Source organism: uncultured Gimesia sp. (assembly GCF_963976445.1).
In the GTDB taxonomy this organism is placed as follows: domain Bacteria; phylum Planctomycetota; class Planctomycetia; order Planctomycetales; family Planctomycetaceae; genus Gimesia.
Genome location: NZ_CAXBKP010000029.1, coordinates 40,794 through 61,506 on the forward strand (window position 1 = coordinate 40,794; position 20,713 = coordinate 61,506).

12 protein-coding genes are annotated in these 20,713 nt (G+C 51.2%); all 12 read right to left on the minus strand.

Features of this window, described 5'->3' with window-relative positions:
* Nucleotides 1-31: 31 nt before the first annotated feature.
* The 12 genes from AAC022_RS23225 to AAC022_RS23280 all read right to left on the minus strand — a co-directional run bounded on the left by AAC022_RS23225 (nucleotide 32) and on the right by AAC022_RS23280 (nucleotide 20,593).
* Entirely contained in the window at nucleotides 32-1,096 is a 1,065-nt protein-coding gene (locus tag AAC022_RS23225; protein WP_339734962.1) for a hypothetical protein, read from the minus strand.
* The gene (locus AAC022_RS23230; protein WP_339734964.1) at nucleotides 1,096-3,429 is read right to left on the minus strand and encodes a hypothetical protein; all 2,334 of its coding nucleotides are present in this window, start codon (nucleotides 3,427-3,429) and stop codon (nucleotides 1,096-1,098) included. Before AAC022_RS23230 ends, AAC022_RS23225 begins: the two co-directional genes overlap by 1 nt.
* Nucleotides 3,426-7,106: a DUF4175 family protein gene (locus tag AAC022_RS23235; RefSeq protein ID WP_339734966.1), complete on the minus strand. Its 3,681-nt coding sequence runs from the start codon at nucleotides 7,104-7,106 to the stop codon at nucleotides 3,426-3,428. The genes AAC022_RS23230 and AAC022_RS23235 overlap by 4 nt, the downstream gene beginning before the upstream one ends.
* Nucleotides 7,067-9,166 carry a BatA and WFA domain-containing protein gene (locus tag AAC022_RS23240; protein WP_339734969.1) on the minus strand — a complete coding sequence of 700 codons (2,100 nt, stop codon included), beginning with the start codon at nucleotides 9,164-9,166 and terminating at the stop codon, nucleotides 7,067-7,069. Before AAC022_RS23240 ends, AAC022_RS23235 begins: the two co-directional genes overlap by 40 nt.
* Before the next feature lie 28 nt (nucleotides 9,167-9,194).
* A complete protein-coding gene (locus AAC022_RS23245) occupies nucleotides 9,195-10,118 on the minus strand; it encodes a DUF58 domain-containing protein (RefSeq protein WP_339734971.1) in 924 nt (307 codons plus the stop codon).
* 11 nt (nucleotides 10,119-10,129) lie between these two features.
* A complete protein-coding gene (locus tag AAC022_RS23250) occupies nucleotides 10,130-11,155 on the minus strand; it encodes a MoxR family ATPase (RefSeq protein ID WP_339734973.1) in 1,026 nt (341 codons plus the stop codon).
* A gap of 42 nt (nucleotides 11,156-11,197) precedes the next feature.
* Nucleotides 11,198-12,004: a DUF4159 domain-containing protein gene (locus AAC022_RS23255; protein WP_339734975.1), complete on the minus strand. Its 807-nt coding sequence runs from the start codon at nucleotides 12,002-12,004 to the stop codon at nucleotides 11,198-11,200.
* A gap of 52 nt (nucleotides 12,005-12,056) precedes the next feature.
* Nucleotides 12,057-14,717: a tetratricopeptide repeat protein gene (locus tag AAC022_RS23260; RefSeq protein ID WP_339734977.1), complete on the minus strand. Its 2,661-nt coding sequence runs from the start codon at nucleotides 14,715-14,717 to the stop codon at nucleotides 12,057-12,059.
* 327 nt (nucleotides 14,718-15,044) lie between these two features.
* On the minus strand, nucleotides 15,045-16,019 hold the full coding sequence (locus AAC022_RS23265; protein ID WP_339734979.1) for a DUF1559 domain-containing protein: 975 nt from the start codon (nucleotides 16,017-16,019) through the stop codon (nucleotides 15,045-15,047).
* Nucleotides 16,020-16,338: 319 nt separating this feature from the next.
* Nucleotides 16,339-18,495 carry a terpene cyclase/mutase family protein gene (locus AAC022_RS23270; RefSeq protein WP_339734981.1) on the minus strand — a complete coding sequence of 719 codons (2,157 nt, stop codon included), beginning with the start codon at nucleotides 18,493-18,495 and terminating at the stop codon, nucleotides 16,339-16,341.
* A gap of 184 nt (nucleotides 18,496-18,679) precedes the next feature.
* A complete protein-coding gene (gene bioB, locus AAC022_RS23275) occupies nucleotides 18,680-19,738 on the minus strand; it encodes a biotin synthase BioB (protein WP_339734983.1) in 1,059 nt (352 codons plus the stop codon).
* Nucleotides 19,739-19,993: 255 nt separating this feature from the next.
* Nucleotides 19,994-20,593: a hypothetical protein gene (locus tag AAC022_RS23280; protein ID WP_339734985.1), complete on the minus strand. Its 600-nt coding sequence runs from the start codon at nucleotides 20,591-20,593 to the stop codon at nucleotides 19,994-19,996.
* Between the last annotated feature and the right edge of the window lie 120 nt (nucleotides 20,594-20,713).

The window sequence follows — 20,713 nt, forward strand, 5'->3', positions numbered from 1 at the left end:
CACGTCTTAAAAAGATTTGCAAAGAGACCGGTTATCTGCCGGTCTTTTTTGCGTTGGCAGGCACGACCATCGGATCATAGATGATCTGCTGTTTCTTTAAATCAATCCTGCGGTAGACGTGTGCCAGTTGAAGCATCAGTGGTTCGAGCTGCTGGTAATACTCATCTGAACTGGCAAACTCAGCTTTACGTTGTTTCAACGCCAGGATTTTGAGTTCCAGTTCATCGCGTTCCTGTTTTTGTTCGCCGGAAATCTGTGCAATCGATTGTGTCGCGAACAATGTGAATTGGTGCGCCCGATGTCCGTCAGGTAATGTCGTCGTAGAATGGGAATCAGGGAGCCGATTCAGGCCTTGAAATTGGTCGTAGCGGGTTCCCCGTTGATCGGCATTATCATCCAGCATCGCGTGCTCCGTAGAGAGTTCCCCTTTTTGTTGATAATAGGCGTTTGTTTCACGGCAGGCAGTCAGATAGGCTTCCAGCAACGAAATTTGCCCATCATGATCCAGGTCAGCCTGCGGTTGAGAACTGGCTGCGGAAAGAAAATTCCCAAAGCGGGAGAAGTAGAATTCGTGCCCATTTTTGGTCGCCGAAATAATCACACGATTGTCCGCAGACAACGCGTTCAAAAAGGGGCCGCTGGAAGAAAAGCAATTGATAATTGCCAGCGGATGTTTGATGTGATCACAAGACTCACTCAGTTGATCTACAGTGAGATCGGGGCCTCGCAAATTGAAACGGGCCATTTTACCATCAAATGTACCATGCCCGATCAGGATTAACCAGGTGGCCGTGGTGTTGTCTGTTTGACGCTGTAGCTCTCGGTTCATGAGTTCCAGATCCGTTTGCCGCGCATCGACGGTTTCACCAATGACCGTCAAGTCGGTTTGTTTATGCGCAGCGATCTGCTGCCAGCGCTGCGACCAGCGGGAAAACTGGTGCTCGTATTCCTCCAGACCGCCAGCTCCGATGACCACGATCATGCGTTCTGTTTGTTTGACGGGAGTTTCATTCTCCGCGTCCAGATGGCCAGCGTTCACCAGCGCAAACAGACTGACCAATCCAGCTAAAAACCAAATTCGGAATTGATTGTGCATCAGGGTAATCCTTTCCAGCGTCGTAAAGACCACTCACCAAACAGGCAGCCCAGGACAAACATCAGGACCCAGGGATGGTGCCAGAGCGGACTGACTGACTCTTCTGTTACGGGAACGTGACGTTGATCCAGAGAATGGACGAACTGGGCCAGTTTGGCCGCCGGGATCACTTCGCCTTTTGTTTGTGTCGCGAGTCGCTGCAGTCGTTCGAGATCCGGCTTAATGGACCGAAATTCTGTATTGCCCGGTTCATGGACCCAGCCACTATGAATTGTTTTTGTTTTCGAATCGGGGGTAGTCACCGTCGCAGATACCGTATAGCCGCCCGGTTGAGGTGGCAGATAGACGGTCTGGTATTCACCCGGCTTGTCGGCAGCCGGATCGGCGGACAGCTTGATCGTTTCATTTTCCGGCGTAGTGATTTCCAGTTCTACCTGATAATCGCTGCGTTTCTGGAATTCAGGATCGCGGACAAGCACTTTGATTTTCGTGCCGGAATTTCCCTCTAAGTTCGTGTCGACGAGGAGATCAACGGGCTCCAGTACATCGGTTGTCATCCACCGCAATAATTGTCGCCAGGACTTATAGAGTTGGGGTGACGTCGAATCTTCTTTCAGCCGCCAGCGCCACAGATCGCCAATCATGACGGCAGTAACACGCCCCAAACCGTAACGTTGTGTCGCAATCGCGGGATAAACGGCATTCTGGGGGCCCTTTATTTCAGCCGCCAGAGTTGCTCCGGGTTTTGTGGCGTCCATACGGTTGATTGTTTTGAAGGGGGGCATCTCCGTCAAGCGTTTGTGTTCTTCCTGTTCCTGTTTGTGATGCCGCATCCAGGGTTGCAGCCAGCCGTCGCGGGTCAGTGTAAACTGATAGTCGCTTTCGAAGGCAGACGCATCCCGCTGTGGGAAATACACAGGAAGCAGGCGGCTCAAGTCGGTTTTGTCATAGCCCCCTTTTTGAAACGATTCCTGTCCGCCGAGCATCACCAGCCCGCCGCCCCGTTCTGAGACAAAGCGGGTGATCAGCTCCAACTGGTCGTGTGTAAAGAAAGCCGCTTCCAGATCGTCGATGATCAGCGTTTCGTACCGAAAGAGATCGGCTTCGGATTTGGGAAAGCCGTCTTTTAATTCATCAGGAGACTGCGTATTGATCCGTACGAAGACCGGCTGGTCATACCGTTCCAGGTCGGCTTCATTGTTTGGGTCAAAGCCCCGAAAAAGCGCGTTCCCTTCTTCCCCGTCCCGACTGCGAAAATCGAACTTCGTCTCTTTTTTTCCGATGCGGATCAGCCCCACCAGATGAATGAATTCGTCTTCTTCGATTGCTCGCCGCAGGAATTTAAATTCCCAGTTCGGGCGTCCCGAGACATAGAGCACGCGATGTGCGGTGCGTCCACGATCAATTTTCAGTGTACGCTGGTTGTTAGCCAGCGTTGCTTCGCTATTGTCTTCTGAGATCAGCAACGTTTTGATTTGATAAAAGGCAATGCCTGTTGCTTCAGGACGTACCTGGAAGCGAATTTGGAACTGTTGTTCGGGCTGACTGACTTCGCGCGTCACAGTCTCGACCACTTTGCCTGTTTCATCCAGCAGTTGTGCTTTGATTTGTTTCTGCTGACATTGGGTGGCGGAGAGGTCGGCGAGAATCCGAATAGGAGCATCTTCAAAGGGGGAATAGCTGACAGACGTTTTCGTGATCGCCAGATCGGTCGCCGGCTTGGATGTTCCAATGGGTACCGGATAAATCGGAACCGAGGAATCCAGACGACTGATTTCTTCGGCGGAGATGCCATCGGTCATCAGCAGAATGCCTGCTAAGGGGAGTTTTTGATAACGACGATTTAATTCATTCAGACCGGAGACGAGATTTGTTTGAGAACCATCAAAGGCCAGATGCTTGAGATTCGTTTGAGCATGTGCGTGAGCGTCGACAGAATATTTCCGAACCGAAAAATTCTGTTCCAGATCGGCCATCCACTGGGGCGTTTGCTGTTTTGAATCGGTTGTTGAGAGCAGTTGTTGGATTTGTTGCAGGCGGGGTTGGCCTGTTTTCGAATCCGTAATTTGCAGGCTCTGGCTGTCGTCTACCACAATCGCGAATAGATTGGTGCCAGGATGAATTCGCACGCCGCTCCATAATGGCTCAGTAAGTGCGATCGAGAGAACCATGATGCCGCAGAGTTTCAAGCTGAAGGCGACTCCCGCCAGTGCGCGTTGCAGAGCGAGTGCGCGGTAGGCATAGATCAACAAAGCCAGTCCCACAATGATGACGACGATTGTGATCGTGGACCATTCAGGGGCGCCGAATTGGATTTGGGCCAGACAATTCATTTTCCACTCCCTAATTCTTCATAGTAGCGTCGGACCAGATCAGAGTATTTTTCCGGTACCGGGTCGCGGTCAATCGGTGCCAGTGATGTCTGTGCGCCTTGTTTACTGATTTCGTTTGACAATACTTTTTGAAGTTCAGCCAGCGGTTCCAGGATTTGTGCATTGACCAAGTCTCCCTCAGGTGCTTTGGAATGTCGTTTGAACTCAGCACGCATACTTTGTGCCCGTTCACGAATCTGAGCGACTTTACTACGTAGCTCGGGATCTCCCACCATCTCTTCGACGTCCCGCATGCGGTCAGACCATTCGCGGAACTGGTTGCCGGTAATCGGTCCCGATGCCTGCGCGCCAGGACCTCCCTGGCCTCCACCAGCCCCGCCTTTCGAATTGCCGCGGGAGCCTTTCAGCGATTTGGGGGAAGATGGTTTGGATGCTGACTGTGATGCTGACTTGCCGGAACCTGATTGCGAACCCTGCCCTTTGCCTTTTTGGGCCGACGCCAGTTGTACCGGTGATTTGCCTTGGCCGGAAGGTGAACCAGATTTTCCTGGCTGCCCAGATTTTGTTCCCGGTGATGGTTTTTGTCCGGGGGATTTCGCAGCGTCAGGTTGCGATTTGTTTTGTGGGGAAGACTTAGGCTGGATTTGCGATGAGGCATTGCCGGCGAGTTTCTGCTCCTGTTTCATTTCCGAGGTGAGTGATTTGATTTCCTGTCGCGCCCGTTTGAGTGATTCCAGATCGTTGCCCAGAACACTCTCGGCGGCGACTTTGATTCCCTGTTTCATTGCCTCAATCCCCTGCCCGGCACGTTGTTCGGCCTGCTGTGCCCGTTCGGTGGCACCCTCTTTCAGAAAGTTAGCGGCATTCTTTAACGCATCTTCCGGGCGATAGGGTCTTGTTTTGCGAATCGCATCATAGAGATGTTTGGAAAGGAGCGGCTCTGACTTTTCCGATTCCTGAACGACTTTTTTCATCTGCTCTACTAGATCTTTTAAGGGGTCTTTCTGCTTCTCCAGTTGATCTGCCAGTTTCTGTTGCCCCTGATTTTTCCTCAGAGATCGCCGCGCCTTAGGTTGGTCGGGCTGGTCCTGTTTGTTGAGGACCTGGCTCAATGCTTTCTGTTTTTGATCGAGTTGTTCGGCCTGCTGATTCAATGAACGCATGGCATCAGCAAATTGATTGGCGGTTTTCTTGCGGAACTCGTTTTTGAGTTGATTCAGTTGCTGCTGTGCTCTGGTTCCGGAATTCAAGGCGCGTGAGACCTGCCCTTCTTTGAGTGATTGTGAGCTTTGTTGCAGGTGTTTTCGTGTTTGTTCGAGTTCCCGCCGGGATTTTGTCGATGAGGGTTGTTTTGATTGATCCATGCGCTGGGCAACTTCGTCGGCTTTACGGAGCAGTTCCCGCTGCCGTTCCCGCAACCGCTTGAGCTGTCGTTCGATTTCTTCGCGTTCCTGATCGGTTTTCGCGAATCGCTGTTTATCGGACAATTCTTTGAGTTGTTCGTTCAGATCTTTTTGGCGTTGAGCCAGTTCTCGCAGACGGTTGAGGATTTGCAGTGAGTCACGGTTCGCCTGTGCTGCCGGCGGTTGCGATGCCTGATTCTCTGTTTCGTAGCGTTGTTTTTTGTTGGTTAGTTCCAGTTGTTGCAGTTGATTCTGAGAACGGCTGCTGCCACCCCCTTTACTGCCACCTCCATTTTTGTTTTTGGAAACCTTGTGCTCGCGGGCCCGCAGTTTTAACAGGAACTGGTAACTGGCTTGTTCTGTCGCCAGTGCCGCCGTGAGTTGTTCGACTGCTTTTGTTTCCTTTGCCGCATTGAGCAGCGAAACAGTTTCCTGCATTTTTTGTGAGACCGAATCAATAATTACTTTCGACTTTTGCGATTTGACTTTCGAAGCCAGTTTGATGAGTTCGGTGACGAGTGCCTGCTGTGCCTGTTGCAGTGTGTTCAGGTCTTCTACAAACTCGCTGGATACAGTCTGTTTGATTTCGCGGCGGATAATTTTCCAGGTTGCGTTGATAATCTGCTTTTGTTGTTCTGCCAGCTTTTCGGCTTTCTGAGCATTGCCGCCACTTTTTCCCGATTTCGAGGCACTGTTCGCAGAACGGCCTTCCTTGAATATTTCTTCAAAGTGGCGGACTTCCATGAAATACATGTCGCTGAGCACCTTGCGCCTGCTGCCATCCGGGGCGATGTCTTCCGCAAACAGGTGATAGGAAATCAGCGTGTCAGGCTGAACCTGCATCCGCTCCAGTGAGAGGAGATGTTCCACGGCCACCTCCAGTTTAGGGTTTGTCGAGTTGAGTAAATTCAGTGTCTGCGTGGTCTGGCCGGGAATGGTATAGACGAGTCCTACCTGTTGCACGCCGAAGTCATCTACGACGGTTCCCTGAACGAGGGCTTCTTCCAGCGGGGAGACACGGGTATCGCGGGCGGGAAAGGTGACTTTGATTTCGGGTGGCAGATTCGGAATAACGGCGAGCTCAATGAAAGGCTGGTTTCGGTTTTCGCGTTTGTCGGCATCGATGATCCGCAGATTCCAGGTCTGGCTTTGTGTGGCTTTGAGACTGAGTCGGGCGACTGTGCCATCTGAGCTTACCCTCATCGGCAATGGTGGCTGACCTGCCGTTGATTCCAGGAACGCCGATTTCACAGGTTTGTTGAACTGTGCGACGAGTACGATCCGCGAGCCGGTCACCGCACTGATGGTCAGGCTGTCTTCCACTGTCAGTGTTGGTTGCCCCGTGTAGTCAGGGGGTGTGATGAGCGTATCCAGTTGGACCAGTTTCGGCAGGACGTAGACTTTGACCTGATATGTTTCTGATTTCCATTCATTCGCTTGTACGGAATAAGAAAGATCCCCATTCACGGCGGGTAGCCGGGCAGCAAAGACGGGGTCGTCCAGATGTTTGACGAGCGGCAGTTCCTGTATTTTCCCTGATGCAGAGTGGATGTGCAGAGTTGCAATGTCGGGAATCTTTTCTGTGAAACGAGCCGTGATCAACAGGGGATGGTTATTTTCCAGATCGGTGGTTCCCGGTTTAATCTCGACTTGAAACTCTTCCTGCATCGCAGCGATACTCGATGGCGATAGGTCTTTGGGAACAGGAGCCGCCTTCAGATAAGACCAGCAGGTTAAGCAACTGATGAACCAGGCGGTGAAACAGACGAGGTGTGTGGTGCTTTGCAGGATCAGCCTGCGGTTGGAGATCGTCTGTCGCCAGTCGTGCTCGGTTGCATGCTGGATGACCTGTTGAATCAGGCGATTTTGCAGAAAGGTGGGAATCGTCTCTGCGGTCGTTTTCTCCATTTCCAGCGTTGCCAGCAGACTCGTATCCAGATCCGGATAGGTTTGCTCAATTAATGTGGCGATTTGATGCCGGCTAGCCGGGGAAACTCGATTTCGAGAGCGAAACAGGAGCATTCCCATCGCAACGAGGCATGGTACTCCCAGCATTACTACCAGCAATAAGTATTGGTATTGCGGTGTTGCAATCGGTTTGAGGCTGATGAAGATCAGCAGAGTCAGGCTGCCGGCGATGAGCCAGAGGAGGGTCAATCGTTTGAGCTTCAGGCTGGTCTGGTACCGAAAGACGACCTGATTGAGTTGTTGTAAGAGATCGGGCAGGCCCATCGTTACACCTTTCGTGTCGCTGAAGTTTTGCCGGCGATCCATTTCGCCAGCAGTGTTTCCAGACCCAGCATCGCCAGCGCGACGATGATCAGCCAACGCCAGATTTTCTGTTTCTGTTCCATCTCCCGGATCAACGCCTGGCGTTTGAGATCAGCGAGAGGTGGATTGCTGGCTGTCGTTTCACCGTGGTCGAGTAGTTTGACTCCCAGTGCTTCCAGTTTTTCGATTTCCAGCGGTGCGGTCTTGCTTTCTTCGATGTCGAGATTGACCACGAACTTTTGTGCCGGTGTTGTTTCATCTTCCGAAGTGATCCGATACAGGCCCGGCTGGACTGTCTGCTCGAATTTCTTTTCTCCCGCCGTGAGTTGGATTGGAGAGGCCTTGGGGACGCGGACTTTGGCTGCTTTCAGGGACGCTGGCAGCTTGACTGGTTCACCAACGATAAACTGGGATGGAGTATCGATTGTGTTTACATTGAGTGCCAAAATGGCATTCATCATCGGAACAAACTTGGTCGAAAGTGCGAACTGGCTTTCCTGAGGAGTCCAGCCAAATGTCATGACGATCAGTTGTCCCTGGCCGAGGGGAACGCTCACAATTGCGGGGCTCTCATGATCGAAACGGGCCAGAATCTGATGCGGTAAATTTTTAGGTAGTGAGAGCCGCTGATAATGCCAGAATTTCAATTTGGTGAAGTCTGAATATTCAGGAGCTTGAAACATCTGAAACAGCGGGTGCTCAAACTGGATGTTCGTGAGCAGAGCGTAGTCGTTGACGTCCGCTTCTGCGATGAGGTGCTTTTCCGAATGGGACACTAAAAGTTGAAACGTGTCGTTGGTTTGTTGTTCGTTTAGAGAAAACAGAACCACTCCGCCTTGCTGCAGATAGTTTTTGACGAGATTGGTTTCCTCAGCTGCAAGTTCGCGGCTGACAATCATCAGATGGATTTGAGCGGCCGAAAGCAGGACTTGTGGCGAGTTGGGGCCAACCGTTACGAACTCGACTTTGCGCTGGGGCGTTGTGGGAAACGCACGCTTGGCAAAGTAGTCAGGAGACTTAGTAGAGCCTGCGGCGGGAGTGCCATAATGCACGATGGTGATGTGAGCTTGTTCGCGTGGTTGAAGATAAAGCTTGTTGTCAAAGTCGTGATGGTCGCCGGTAAGTATGATTTGCGTCGCTGGCTGTTGCGAATCGACTGCCGGCATACGAATGACACGGGACTGACCGGCGGGAACATAAATCTTTTGAGGTTGTTCGGACTCGCTGAGCGCAGTCTGGTAAGCGATTTGGAACTGTTCCTGCTGTGAGTCGGCTGCATTCACAATACGAACGGTTGCCTGCCCTTGTTCATCCAGCGAAAGGAGTTGCAGGCCTGCATTGTTGGTCTGTTCGTCTTTGAGTTGATGCAAGCGGACCTGAAGTTCTGCCGGCCAGGAAAATTCTGAGAGTGAGTTGATCTGCGCACCGGCTTGAGAATCGGTAATGAGCTCAATTGTACTGTTTTGTAGTAGTGTCCCCGACGGATCGGAAATGGCCTGTTGTTGCAGAAGTGCTGCGACTTCGGTCAACGCGAGTCCCAGATTAGTCGCATTCCAGCCGGGAGTCAGTCTGGAGAGCCGTTGCCAATCAGCCTGCGTCGTTTGTTGTGGTGTGTTTTGTTTCGTTTCCTTGAGTGGTTTGACGGCAGTGAGGCGGGAATCAAAAGTGTAAATCGCGATTTGATCCTCGTCGGCTTGTTTGATGATTTCGTCGGCAGTCTGGAGTGCTTCTTTCCAGAGAGTGCCTCGTTGCATACTGGCGCTGGTGTCAATCAAAAGAATCGTTTGATGTTTTGTGTCCGCTGCCGTCAGTTCCAATTCGGTGCTTTTGAAAAAGGGGCGTGCAAAGGCAGTCACCAGCAGCATGACGGCGATTGCACGTAGCATCAGTAGTAACCAGTGTTCGATTTTATTTTTGCGATTGGTCTGAGGGGGCTTGTGTTCCAGGAAACGGAGCGAGCTGAAGAACAGGACATTTTTGGGTTGATGCCGGACCAGATGGAGCAGGATCGGTAGCCCGACGGCGATGATTCCAACTAAATAAAGTGGGGTTAAAAAACTCAACTATGTTCCCTCGGTTCGTGAACTGCGTTCATGCGGCGCGATCAGCTAAAAAATCAGAGAGCCCTGCTTCCAGTGGTGTATCGGTGGTCAACTTGTGGTAATGCACGCCTTGCTTACGGCAGATGGTTTGAATTTCGTCCAGGTGTTGGTTCAACTGCTGTTTGTAGCTGGCTTGCGCTGCTTTGGGATTGAGGGCGATGCGGTCTCCCGTTTCGAGATCTTCAAAAATCGCCGTTTCATTGAAGTTCAGATGAATCTCGGCTGGGTCCAGAATTTGGAACAAAGCCACCTCATGCCCTTTGGCACGCAAATATCCCAGATGGGTATTTAACTCATCCAACGGGGACAATAGATCAGAAATTAAAACAACCAGGCCGCGTTTTTTTATTGTTTCGACGGCGTGTTTCAGGGGAGACACCACATTGGTATGCGATCCTTGTGGAGGTCGTTCCAGTTCAATCAGAATGCGTCTGAGCTGGCCGCGTGTGAAGCGGGCGGGGACGACAGATTCGACCTGCTCATCAAAGATGATCAATCCGCTGGCATCGCGCTGGGTTGATAGAAAATAGGCGAAAGTGGCGACCAGTGTTTTGGCATAATCCGATTTAGAATATCCCAGGCTGTGAAATTGCATCGAAGAACTCAGGTCCAGCAGCATGTGGCAGCAGAGGTTGGTTTCTTCTTCAAAGCGTTTTATGAAATGCTGATTCGAACGGGCCGCCAGTTTCCAGTCGATGTGCCGCGGATCATCGCCGGGAGTATATTGCCGATATTCGGTGAATTCGACCGAGAAGCCATGATAGGGGCTTCTGTGCAAACCCTTCCACGCGCCTTCGACGACGGATTTCGCTCTGAGTTCCAGCGATTTAATCCGCATCAGACAAGCGGGATCTATCCGCTGAGAGGCCAGTCGCTGGTTCTGTTGGGGTGTACGTTGTGATGTTTGTTTCATGCGAATCGAACTCATTCTGCGATGGGCCTTTTGATGGTGTCAATCAAATGTTGAACGACTTGTTCGACGGTAATGCCTTCGGCTTCGGCGCGATAATTGATCAGGATGCGGTGACGCAAAACGGGAGCCAGTAACGCGTGGATATCCTCAATGGTGACATGCACGCGGCCGTGCAGGACTGCTCTGGCTTTGGCACCCAGAATCAGGCTTTGTGCGGCGCGCAAGCCGGCGCCCCAGTTGACCCATTCATTGATGAAGTCCGGCGTTGTTTCTTGATGTGGGCGGGAGGCGGCACAAAGTTGGACGGCATAGCGGACGATCTCTTCCGCAACAGGAACTTCACGGACAAACTGATGGAATTGTTGAATATCGCTGCCGGTAAACAGCGGAATGATCGGCTCGGCATTGCGGGTTGTCGTTTGCGTGACTACGGCGACTTCATCATCTTCCGAAAGATAATCGATGACCAGATTGAACATGAAGCGGTCCAGCTGTGCTTCCGGAAGCGGATAGGTGCCTTCCATTTCAATCGGGTTCTGCGTTGCCAACACGAAAAAAGGCTTGTCCAGTTCATATCGGACGCCGGTGACGGTGACCTGTTTTTCCTGCATCGCTTCCAGTAGCGCGGCCTGGGTTTTGGGAGGGGTGCGGTTGATTTCATCAGCGAGCAGAATATTCGTGAACACGGGGCCTTTGACAAACTTCATTCCCCGTGATTCTTGCGAGTCGCCCGCCAGAATTTCGGTTCCGGTAATGTCGGCGGGCATCAGGTCGGGTGTGAATTGAATTCGCGATGATTTCAACTTGAAGACCTGCGCCAGTGAATTGACCAATAGCGTTTTAGCGAGGCCCGGAGCTCCCGTGATCAGGCAGTGACCGCCGGCGAACAGCGCAATCAGGAGCTGGTCGATGATTTCTTTCTGGCCGATGACTGCTTTGGAAATTTCAGCATCGATCTGCTGGCGGCTGTTTTGCAGCATTTCAAAAGTGCGCTCGTCATCACTGCGACCATCGGGGGAGACAACTTTAAGGTTCACGTTTCGGCTCCTGAAAAAATTCTATAAATTCACGCGCTGGATTCAGTGGGTCATGGCATAAAACACAATGTTGATACCGAGGGGGTATGCTTTCTTTTCTGAGAACTCGCGGAAATACCATTTGTCCTCCCCTTCCCGTTCCCAGCCATCGCCCAGATCGGTGTTATGACAAACAACTGCCATCAGACGGCCTTTGTCGTCGAATAAGCCTCGGTAATGGACCTGTTTGGCATCTTCTCGTTCCCAGGTGATGCCTTCAGAGCGGCCCCACTGTGCGACTCCAATACTGGGGACCTGGGGTTTTTCTTTCAGGTCATAAACACAGTGAAAAATGGGATGTTCCAGAGGTATATCAACGAGATCGCGTTCGGGAAAAACGCGTTTCATTTCCAGAGCGAAATTATCCCATTCGGCTTCACCCCAGAAATCATCGACCATCATGAAGCCACCATTGGACAGATAACGTCTGAGGGCGGTGACTTCTTCTTCGGTGAATTCCAGCGAGCCGGGCTCAATCAGATAGATGAAGGGAAAATCGAAGAGTTCTTCGTCGGTCAGTTCCAGAATGCGGCCTTCCGGGTCGACTTTCATGGAAGTGAGTTGCTGCAGGCGATACGAAAAATTTAAGTCGCTGTCGGGATAATCGGTGGCCCATCGTCGCCAGCCCTGATGTGAGTTGTACCGGATACGTACGAAGGTGAAGACATCGTGTTTGAATTCGGCATCGTTCTTCCAGTCCGGAACACCGCTTCGATCAGCGGGGATCGCGGGTCGATACTGTCCGATGCAGATCGTAACGACGATCAGTAATCCGCAAATTGCGGTCAGCGAAATTAGACTATTCTTCATCGTCGGCTCCTCCGTGAGCCTGGTTAGTTCATATCAAAACCGGTGCGAGGCATTAGGGTGAATCTGCTGTCAATTCCAGTAATAGTTGGTGGGCAGCCCGGAAACGAGGGGCCTCTTCGAGCGCGATAAGTGTGTGTCGTTTGGCCTGTTGTAAATTCTCCGATTGCAGTAAGCGGGCGAGCTGGTAATGGGCGGCTGCTTTGTTGTGCGGCTTTAATGCCAGGATGGCGCGACAGGCGTTGATGGCTTCCTGATGGCGTTTCAGCTGAATACAGGCTTCGGCCAACGTCTGTTGGGTTTCCCGATTGAGCGGGTTGATGGCATTCGCATTTTGTGCAGCTGTGTAAACAGCGTTCCAGTTTTCCGATTTTTGATAGACTTTGGTCAACCGTCGAAAAACGTCTAGTGCGTTGGGATTATACTGGGCGTGTTGTTCCAGATATTTCTGCTCTTCGGTAAAACGTTTCTGTTTCTGGTAGAGATTCGCCAATCGCAGACAGGCGTTGTCGCCGCCCGTGTATTCAGGATAGATTTCAGTCAGTATTTTGAGCGTCGTTTCCAGTTCCTCAGTACGGTTTTCTTCTTGAAGGATCTGGGAATACGCCATCAGGGCTTCAAAGTGATTCGGGTGCTCTTTGATCCAATCATCAAACCGCTTGGTGTCATCGCTGAGCAGCGGCCGCAGGTCCTGCTCTGACCAGTCGACTTTTGGTGCAAAACTTTCTGCCTGATGTTTGAGAAACGCAGCAAACTCTAGTTCCAACTCTCCCAGTGTTTTCGTGCGGCGCTCGATGGCGACATTGATGGGGATGCCCACACGTAAATCATTCAAGATGAGCCGTAGTGTTTCGAAACCGAACTGATCAATCAAATATTCCACGACCATTGATGACTGGAAATATGCAAATTGTACATGCAGACTGCTTTTGGGATTGAGAAACGCACTGCTTAATTCGCCGATTGGTGTGGCTTCTCCGCTCAGGATCAATTCACGATACTGCGGGATCATCGTTTCGCCCCAGCGGGGATTTTTCTGACGTTCTTCGTAGACCGAGATGCCTTCACTGATCCAGCGGGGCATTTTGTTTTTCGTCAATTCAAGAGTGATGACATGGCAGAATTCGTGCCATAGGACCGACTGCCAGTTGGTGGGGTGATCGGCTTGCGAGGCGGGACTATTGGCGGTGATGACTTTTCCGAAACAGACTCCCAGGTAACCGGAGACTGCAGGCATGCCGAAGGTGCGAACGGCGAAATCGTCTGGATTGGGGAAAATTTCGACGGTGATTTTCGATTTTAGATCGAGACCATATTTTTGACAAAGCGTTTTGCGGGCGTCGTGCAGGAGTTCGATGACCTGCTGGCCATAGACGTCGGCCTCGCTCGACTCCATGCGAATGATGAAATACTCGTCTTCCAGGGTTTTGAATTTGGCCAGTTGATCTTTCAACTCCAGTAGATTGAAAGTCGTGGTATCGTAACCATCCTGTTGATGGGCCTGGAGTGCATGTTCCCAGCCACTGACTTCCTGGCCCAGCCGCAATTCGTCCTGGGTCAGTTGAATGCGGGCGGGCAGGTATTGATTATCTTTTTCCAGAGCCTGTCGTTGATAGGCGGCGCCTTCCGCGAAGCGATAATGTTCGGATAGTGCTTTGCCGATCAGGTAGTCGACTTGCGGGTTTTGGTCATGATGGCTGAGTGCCTGCCAATAAAAAGCGGTTTCCTCGTGACGCCGGTTTTCGAAGTGGGCAATTACAGCGAGAGTCGCCCAGGCTTCTGCCTGATGCGGGTTGATTGAGAGAACTCGCTCCAGTCGGTTTTTGGCATTCGAAAACTGCTCCGAATGGATCAACAGTGAGACTTGGTCCAGGTGCGCGGGGAGATGATTGGGATTCCTACTGAGCACCTGGGCCATTAATGTTTCATAACGTTCCGGGTTGGAACGCTGGAGTGACTTCGCCAGGCCGAACAGCAGGTCGGCATCATCGGGAATCTGTTTTACCGCAGCTTGAAATGTTTCCTGCGCCAAAGCATAGTCATGCTTGGCCAGCGCCAGGTTTCCACTGGCGAGGTAGGCGTCTTTGTGGTCGGGGTATTCTTTAATGGCGCGATCGTAAAAGGATTCGAGAACTTCGCCGGGATCGACATTGCGCAATAGCGAAGCGCGTCCCAAAGCCACCACACTGCTGGCATCGGTATAGCGCCAGGCAGAGCGGCTGGCGAGATCGTGAATGCTGGTTAGAAACGTGGCGGCTGCTTCGTGCTCGTTATTCAACTGGTAGATTTGCACGGCTAACAGTCTGAGCGGCAAGTTCCAGGAATAGCGTTTGAGGCCTGCATCAATGGTTTGTCTGGCTTCTACATATTGACCGACTGCCAGTTCAGCCTGGGCTTTGAGAAGTGGCCATTCCGAACCATAGGTTTTCTTGACAATCGCTGCTTCTGCGACGTGGATACACTTTTGGTATTGCCCGGTTCGCAGCAGTTGTTCGCAGTCTTCGATTTCTGATGAGTAAGAACAGACTGGTAAGACGGCGATGACGAGAAAGAAACTGAGTGTCTGGAGAGTCTGAGTGCGGAGCCGCCGGCTGTGAAAAGAAAGCGGGTGTAGAAAAGGGACCGTGAGGTCAAACCTGAATCGGAAACGTTGCACTCGTTGCATATGCGCCCTTCCCTGGGAAAGTTCCAATGTACGAATGGAATTCGCAGACATTGAATCACTTTCTTCAATGCGGGATCAGAAACAATTTCACGATCCCGAACCACTGAAGAATTTCATCTCTGACTCAATTGGAGGACGCCTGTTGTAGATCTTGAGTATGTGAGCCAACAGGGAACGATATCGAAAATTCCTGATATGTGCAATAAGAATATTTTGAAGGAGGGGTTTTGATTACGGTGACTGCTTTGATTTTAGCAGGTGGTGAACGCAAAACAGGCAGCGATTTCAACGGTTTGAAGGTTGAAATGCTGCCTGTTTGGTATTTGCTGTTCAGCTACTTAAAATGAGCTGCAACACAATTTGGATCTCATTCTTAGTTTAGAATTCACCAATCACTTTGCCATCGTTAATGCCGGCAAGCCATGTGTAAGTGTCGCCGTTGATGTTTTCACTGATGAAACGAACTTTTCCATCACCCATCAGGAAGTGGCATCCACCTACGTGTGGGCTGCTGAATGCGTGACCACTTGCTTGGTTGATGAGTTCATTCGTTGAGGCAGCAGGTGTTGTGCTTTCAGCACTGGATGCGGTTCCAGAAATGGAATCGATATCGTTTGATACGGTACCAGTCGCATTTTGAAAACCAATCCAAATTGCGCCAGTACGAGTAATTGATGCGGGAGCAGGAGAATCTAAAGTTGCTCTTTCACCAACCATAATGATATTACTTGTTCCGTCTGTCATGTCACGAAAACGGACTTTGATGTCACTGTTGCCAAAAGAACCTTTTACGGCAACGTCATCCATTGCGGTTGCGTCCCAGTAGAGTGATGCTCTTACGGCTGGGTAGTTAGATTTACCCCAAGAGTAGCTTTGGCTTGGGCTATTACGGTCTGAGTTGCGACCACCCATTGGGTCAGAAGGGCAATTGTAACCGGGGATCACTGTCTGAGCCTGCGTTGCTGCAGCAGGTGGTCCTGCAACGTCTGCAACGGTTAACCAACCGCCGGTCCCAGGATTATGGAACATGGAAGAGCTGATCTGGTTGTACAAGTTTGCCTGGTCGATGAAAGGCAGAATCATAGTGGACCATGCCAGGAGGTTCGGGTTCTGAGTAGAAGCTCCTGTTCCAATATAACCGGGAGGGAAGATGCTGAATGTCTCGTGGTAGTTGTGGAGAGCCAGTCCGATTTGCTTTAAATTGTTTTTGCAGTTTGAGCGTCGTGCCGCTTCACGTGCCTGTTGGACAGCCGGAAGAAGTAAAGCAATCAGAATGGCAATGATTGCAATTACGACAAGTAGTTCGATAAGTGTGAATCCGCGTTGGGCGGTTCCTTTGCATCTCTTCATCATTACTCCAGTCAAAACATTGTGTGTAGAGGGCGCCTGCTAAAAGCGAAATTTAACTCTTGAGAAACAGAGTAAGCTTGAGCAGCACGTGAAATTACATCTGCAATGAAGAGGAAACAAGAACGGTTCCAACTTAGTTTAATAAAAAACTGAAAATTAATTTTTGATTGGTGCCATTGTGTTTACTGTGATGGCTTTAAGGCCTTTTTGGCAGTCTTTTTTTTGTTAATATTTGTCAAGAATATAATTATTAAGACGAACGTGGTGTTCTGTGCATAGGCAGGAATACCCAGGGAGATGGTGGCTTATTCTGAGTGAAAAATCAGCGTCGTAAACGCTCAAAACGGGCCAACGCCATCAGCGGAAAGTAGGTGCGGTAGAGGTGGTATTTGAGATAAAAGACCTTGGGGAAACCGGTCCCTGTGAAAGGTGCTTCATCCCAGTTTCCGTCCGCATTTTGGGTTTCCAGCAGATAATGAATACCGCGTCGGACGGCCGCCGAGTCGATTTCTCCGGCTGCCATCAATCCCATCAAAGCCCACGCGGTTTGCGAAGGGGTCTCGGCACCTTGCCCGCGCAGTGTGGGGTCAGCATAGCTGTCGGCTGATTCCCCCCAGCCACCAGAGGGTTGCTGTTTGGAATTGAGCCATCCGACCGCACGGACAATGCGCGGGTCGTCTGCGGGAACACCGATCTGAGTCAGGCCGAGAATCGCTTGCCAGGTTCCATACAGGTAGTTCACGCCCCAGCGGCCATACCAGCAGTGATCGTCTTCCTGTTCGCTCCAGACATATTCAATGGCACGTTGACAGGCGGGGTGGCTGATTGGTAGTTGCATATCTGCGAAGGCTTCCAGCACGCGCGCGGTTAAGTCAGCGGTGCTCGGATCAACCATGGCGTTGTGGTCGGCAAAGGGGACCTGGGTGAATAACTCGCGGTTGTTATCGCGGTCAAAGGCACCCCAGCCACCATCTTTATTCTGCATGCCTAACATCCAGTGCATGCCACGTTGGATGGCGCCGATCATCGGTTGCAGCAGATCCAGATCCGCGTAGGCCTGTTCCCGTGATTCGCTTCTTCCGGCGATGATGGCTTCGGTGTTGAGGTCTTCTTCGTAGGGGTTCCATTCCGGAGTCACCAAAAAGTCAGTCAGCCACTGGTCATTTTTTAATGATTTGGGCATGCAGCGACGGAGGGCCATGATGACCATCGCGGTATCATCGATGTCGGGATAAAACTCATTGTTAAATTCAAAATACCAGCCGCCAGGGGCCTGGGAACGACTGGAATTGACCCAGTCTCCCGGTTGTCTGGCTTCCTGTGAGAGGAGCCACTTGACGCATTTTCGAATCGCAGGATGCCGATTGGAAACGCCGGCTTCGCGCAATGCGATGGTGCTGAGGGCGGTGTCCCAGACCGGAGATTTACAGGGTTGCAGTCGGATGCGGTCACCGTCTTTGATCTGCAGTTTTTTTAATTCACGCATCGCACGTTGGGTATCAGGGCTGTTGTCTTCTTCTCCCAGGCTTTTGAGGGCAATCACGGTCCAGACGATGGACGGAAAAATGGCTCCCAGTCCATCGCTGTGCGCAAAGCGGGATTTCATCCATTCATGTGCTTTGGTGACAGCACGTTTCCTGAGCGGTTTGAGTCCCAGGGTTTCCAGGCCTTTGATACCCTGGTCTACAATTTGGAAAAACCGATGCCAGTTGAGCCAAGTTTTCTTTTTGAGCGAATCCAGGGCTTCCGACTTTGGTATGGTGTTGGGGTAGGCGGCCGGGTCGCCGATAAATAGTTCGGTGATCCCCTGCTCTGGTGGTAGAGTAATCGAAGGACGATAGGCCCAGAGGATGCTAAGAGGAACCAGAATGGTGCGTGACCAGGCAGACATTTCAAAAATATTGAACGGCATCCAGCGGGGAATCAGCATCAACTCGGGTGGTACTGCCGGGCATTTCGTGTAAGGGATGACTCCCAGTAAAGCGAGATAATAACGGGTGAAGCTATTGACTGCTTCGACACCGCCGGCAGCCAGAATGGCGAGGCGGGCGCGTTGCATGTAGTCGGATTCGGGGGAATGACCGGTAAGCTTGAGTGCAAAGTAGGCTTTCACCGAAGCACTGATTTCGATCGGGCCTTCCGGGTACATATTCCAGCCCCCGTCCGGCATCTGAATGTCCATCAGGTGGTTTGCAGCTTGAACGGCTTCTTCTGAGTCTTGTTTGCCCAGGAAAGCCAGTAGCAGAATATATTCTGATTCCAGAATCGAGTCGCCTTCTAATTCTCCAACCCAATATCCGTCGTCATGTTGTTGAGACAGAAGATAGTCGCGCGAGCGGGCGATGCCTTTCAACAACTGCTCCGGATGATCAAAGGGAGCAGCCTCGGTGCTGGGGAAAATTTTGAAGGTGGGGTTTGTTTCGTGGCCTGCCTCCGGTTTGCCGGTAAGGTGGCTGGCTCTCAGTCTGCCTGAATTCATTTCAGGTGCTCCCTGACTCTGATGATTCGGATTCCATTCCCAGAGATTGAGGCGCGGCATTCAATGCGCGCACTCATCTTTGCAGATAAGATCATAGGATGAGGCCGATTTTCTTACAACCTCAATCTACATAAGGGGTTTGAGAAAGCCTGTATCCTACGGCAAAACGTGTCGTGTCACTGGATTAACAGGATTCACTCTGGGCAGCCAACTCGGGAGCTGCGTCAGTTGCTTTCATCTCGTGACCGGAAATGATGACCTCAAAGCCGAGATCGGCAATCATTTCGTAATCGGCTTCCGCGGCCTGTCCTTTGGTGGTCAGGTAATCGCTGACGAACATCGAATTGGCGGCATACAGCCCCATGGCCTGCATGGATCGCAGGTTGACTTCGCGACCGCCGGCAATGCGGATTTCAGTATTGGGGTGGGCCATTCTGAACAGACAGAGTGCTTTCAGGCAATAGCGGGGATCGAGTTCATCGACGGCTTCCAGCGAAGTACCGTCTATCGAATTCAAGAAGTTGACGGGGATTGATTTGGTCTCGAGCTCACGCAATTCGAATGTGGCATCGACGATGTCTTCCGGGGTTTCGCCCATGCCGACAATCAGGCCGCTACAGAGTTCCATACCGGCATCCCGGGCGACTTTGAGCGTTTGCAGACGATCTTCATAAGTATGGGTGGTACAGATTTTCTCGTAATATTCGCGGCTGGTGTTGAGGTTGTGATTGATGCGATTCACACCGGCCTGTTGCAGGCGTTTGGCCTGGTCTTCATTTAAGAGACCCAGGCAGCAGCAAATCCGCAGATCGTATGTTGATTTGATCTTTTCGACGACGGAAGCAACGTGGTCAACTTCTTTATCGGTTGGCCCACGACCACTGGCGACGATGCAATAGGTGCCGGCTTTGGCTTCATTAGCGGCTTTGGCGCCATCCAGCAGTTTCTCTTCATTGAGCATGCGATATTTGGGGATCTCTGCTTTTGAGCCCCGGGCCTGTGAGCAATAGCCGCAATCTTCGGGACAAAGGCCGCTTTTCGCATTTTTCAAGTAATAGAGCTGGACTTGTTTTCCAAATGCTTTCTGTCGGATGCGATATGTCGCAGCCAGCAAGTCCAGCAACTCAGCATCAGAAGAATTCAGGATCTCCAACCCTTCCTCGTGGGTAATCTGATAACCAGACAGAACCTGATCCGCGAGTGTTTGCCAGCGTGAAGGAGACGAATTAACCTGAGTGTTCATCAAATAGATCTTTCAGAGCATAAGAAGCAATTTGGTAGTCAACCTGCCATCCGGGCACGGTTTTAGTTGAGTTCGGTTCTGCCAGACAATCATGGTTCGTATTAACGGTGGAAATCCCAGTCTCGCCATGAGTTGTGAGAATCGAGGCAGTTGACCTCGAAACCGATCCTGCCCCTATGATAGGCAAAACAGGTGAGAGTACAAGTAAACTGACTGCCTGGGAGGGCTGCAGTTTGGCGGAATCATCGATTCAGCTTAGTAAGAAGTGCGAATCCACTTTTGGCTGACATCACCTTTGTCATCGCGAAGAGTGAACATTTTGTCTTCAATGGAATTGATCTCGCGGACAAATTCACTTCCCCAGAGCTGTTTGATGTAATTCAGCTTGCTTGCAGGCTTTCCGCCGATGGTACGCAGAGTGAGTGTGGCTGCCTCAAGGCTCCATTCGATATCGATGGTGACCTGATTTCCCAGGACGGTTGTCCAGAGTCCCTGAGGTTCTATCAGCATCGTCGCTGTCCCATTTTCATCGATGGTCAGGATTTGCTTACTGGAACTTTTGGTTTGCTCCCATTTGCCGACGAGCTTTGTCAGGATTTCTTCCGTTGAGAAACCTTCAAAAGAGCCGGGTGAGGCAGATTTCTGAGCGGTCCCGCTGGGTTTGAAATCAGTGGCGGGGAAGCCAGAGGGATTCATTTGTGCCAGACGGGCCGGAATTTGTTGCAAAATCGGCTGATTTCGCTGAGTTGTGCTACGATTTTCCTGGGAGTGACTTTGGTCGGAGTTCACTGTTTTTAGCAGAAACGGGGCTGAGATGCCTGCCAAAGCCAAGATAATAATTCCCGTTTTTTTCATCGCACGTGTCCTAAACAACCTGAGCCCCCTCATAATCAACATAACTATATCTTATTTTCGGCTTGAGGGAACGCCAAGGTTTCTTAAAAAACAGCAGAACGGGCACTTTGTTCATACTTC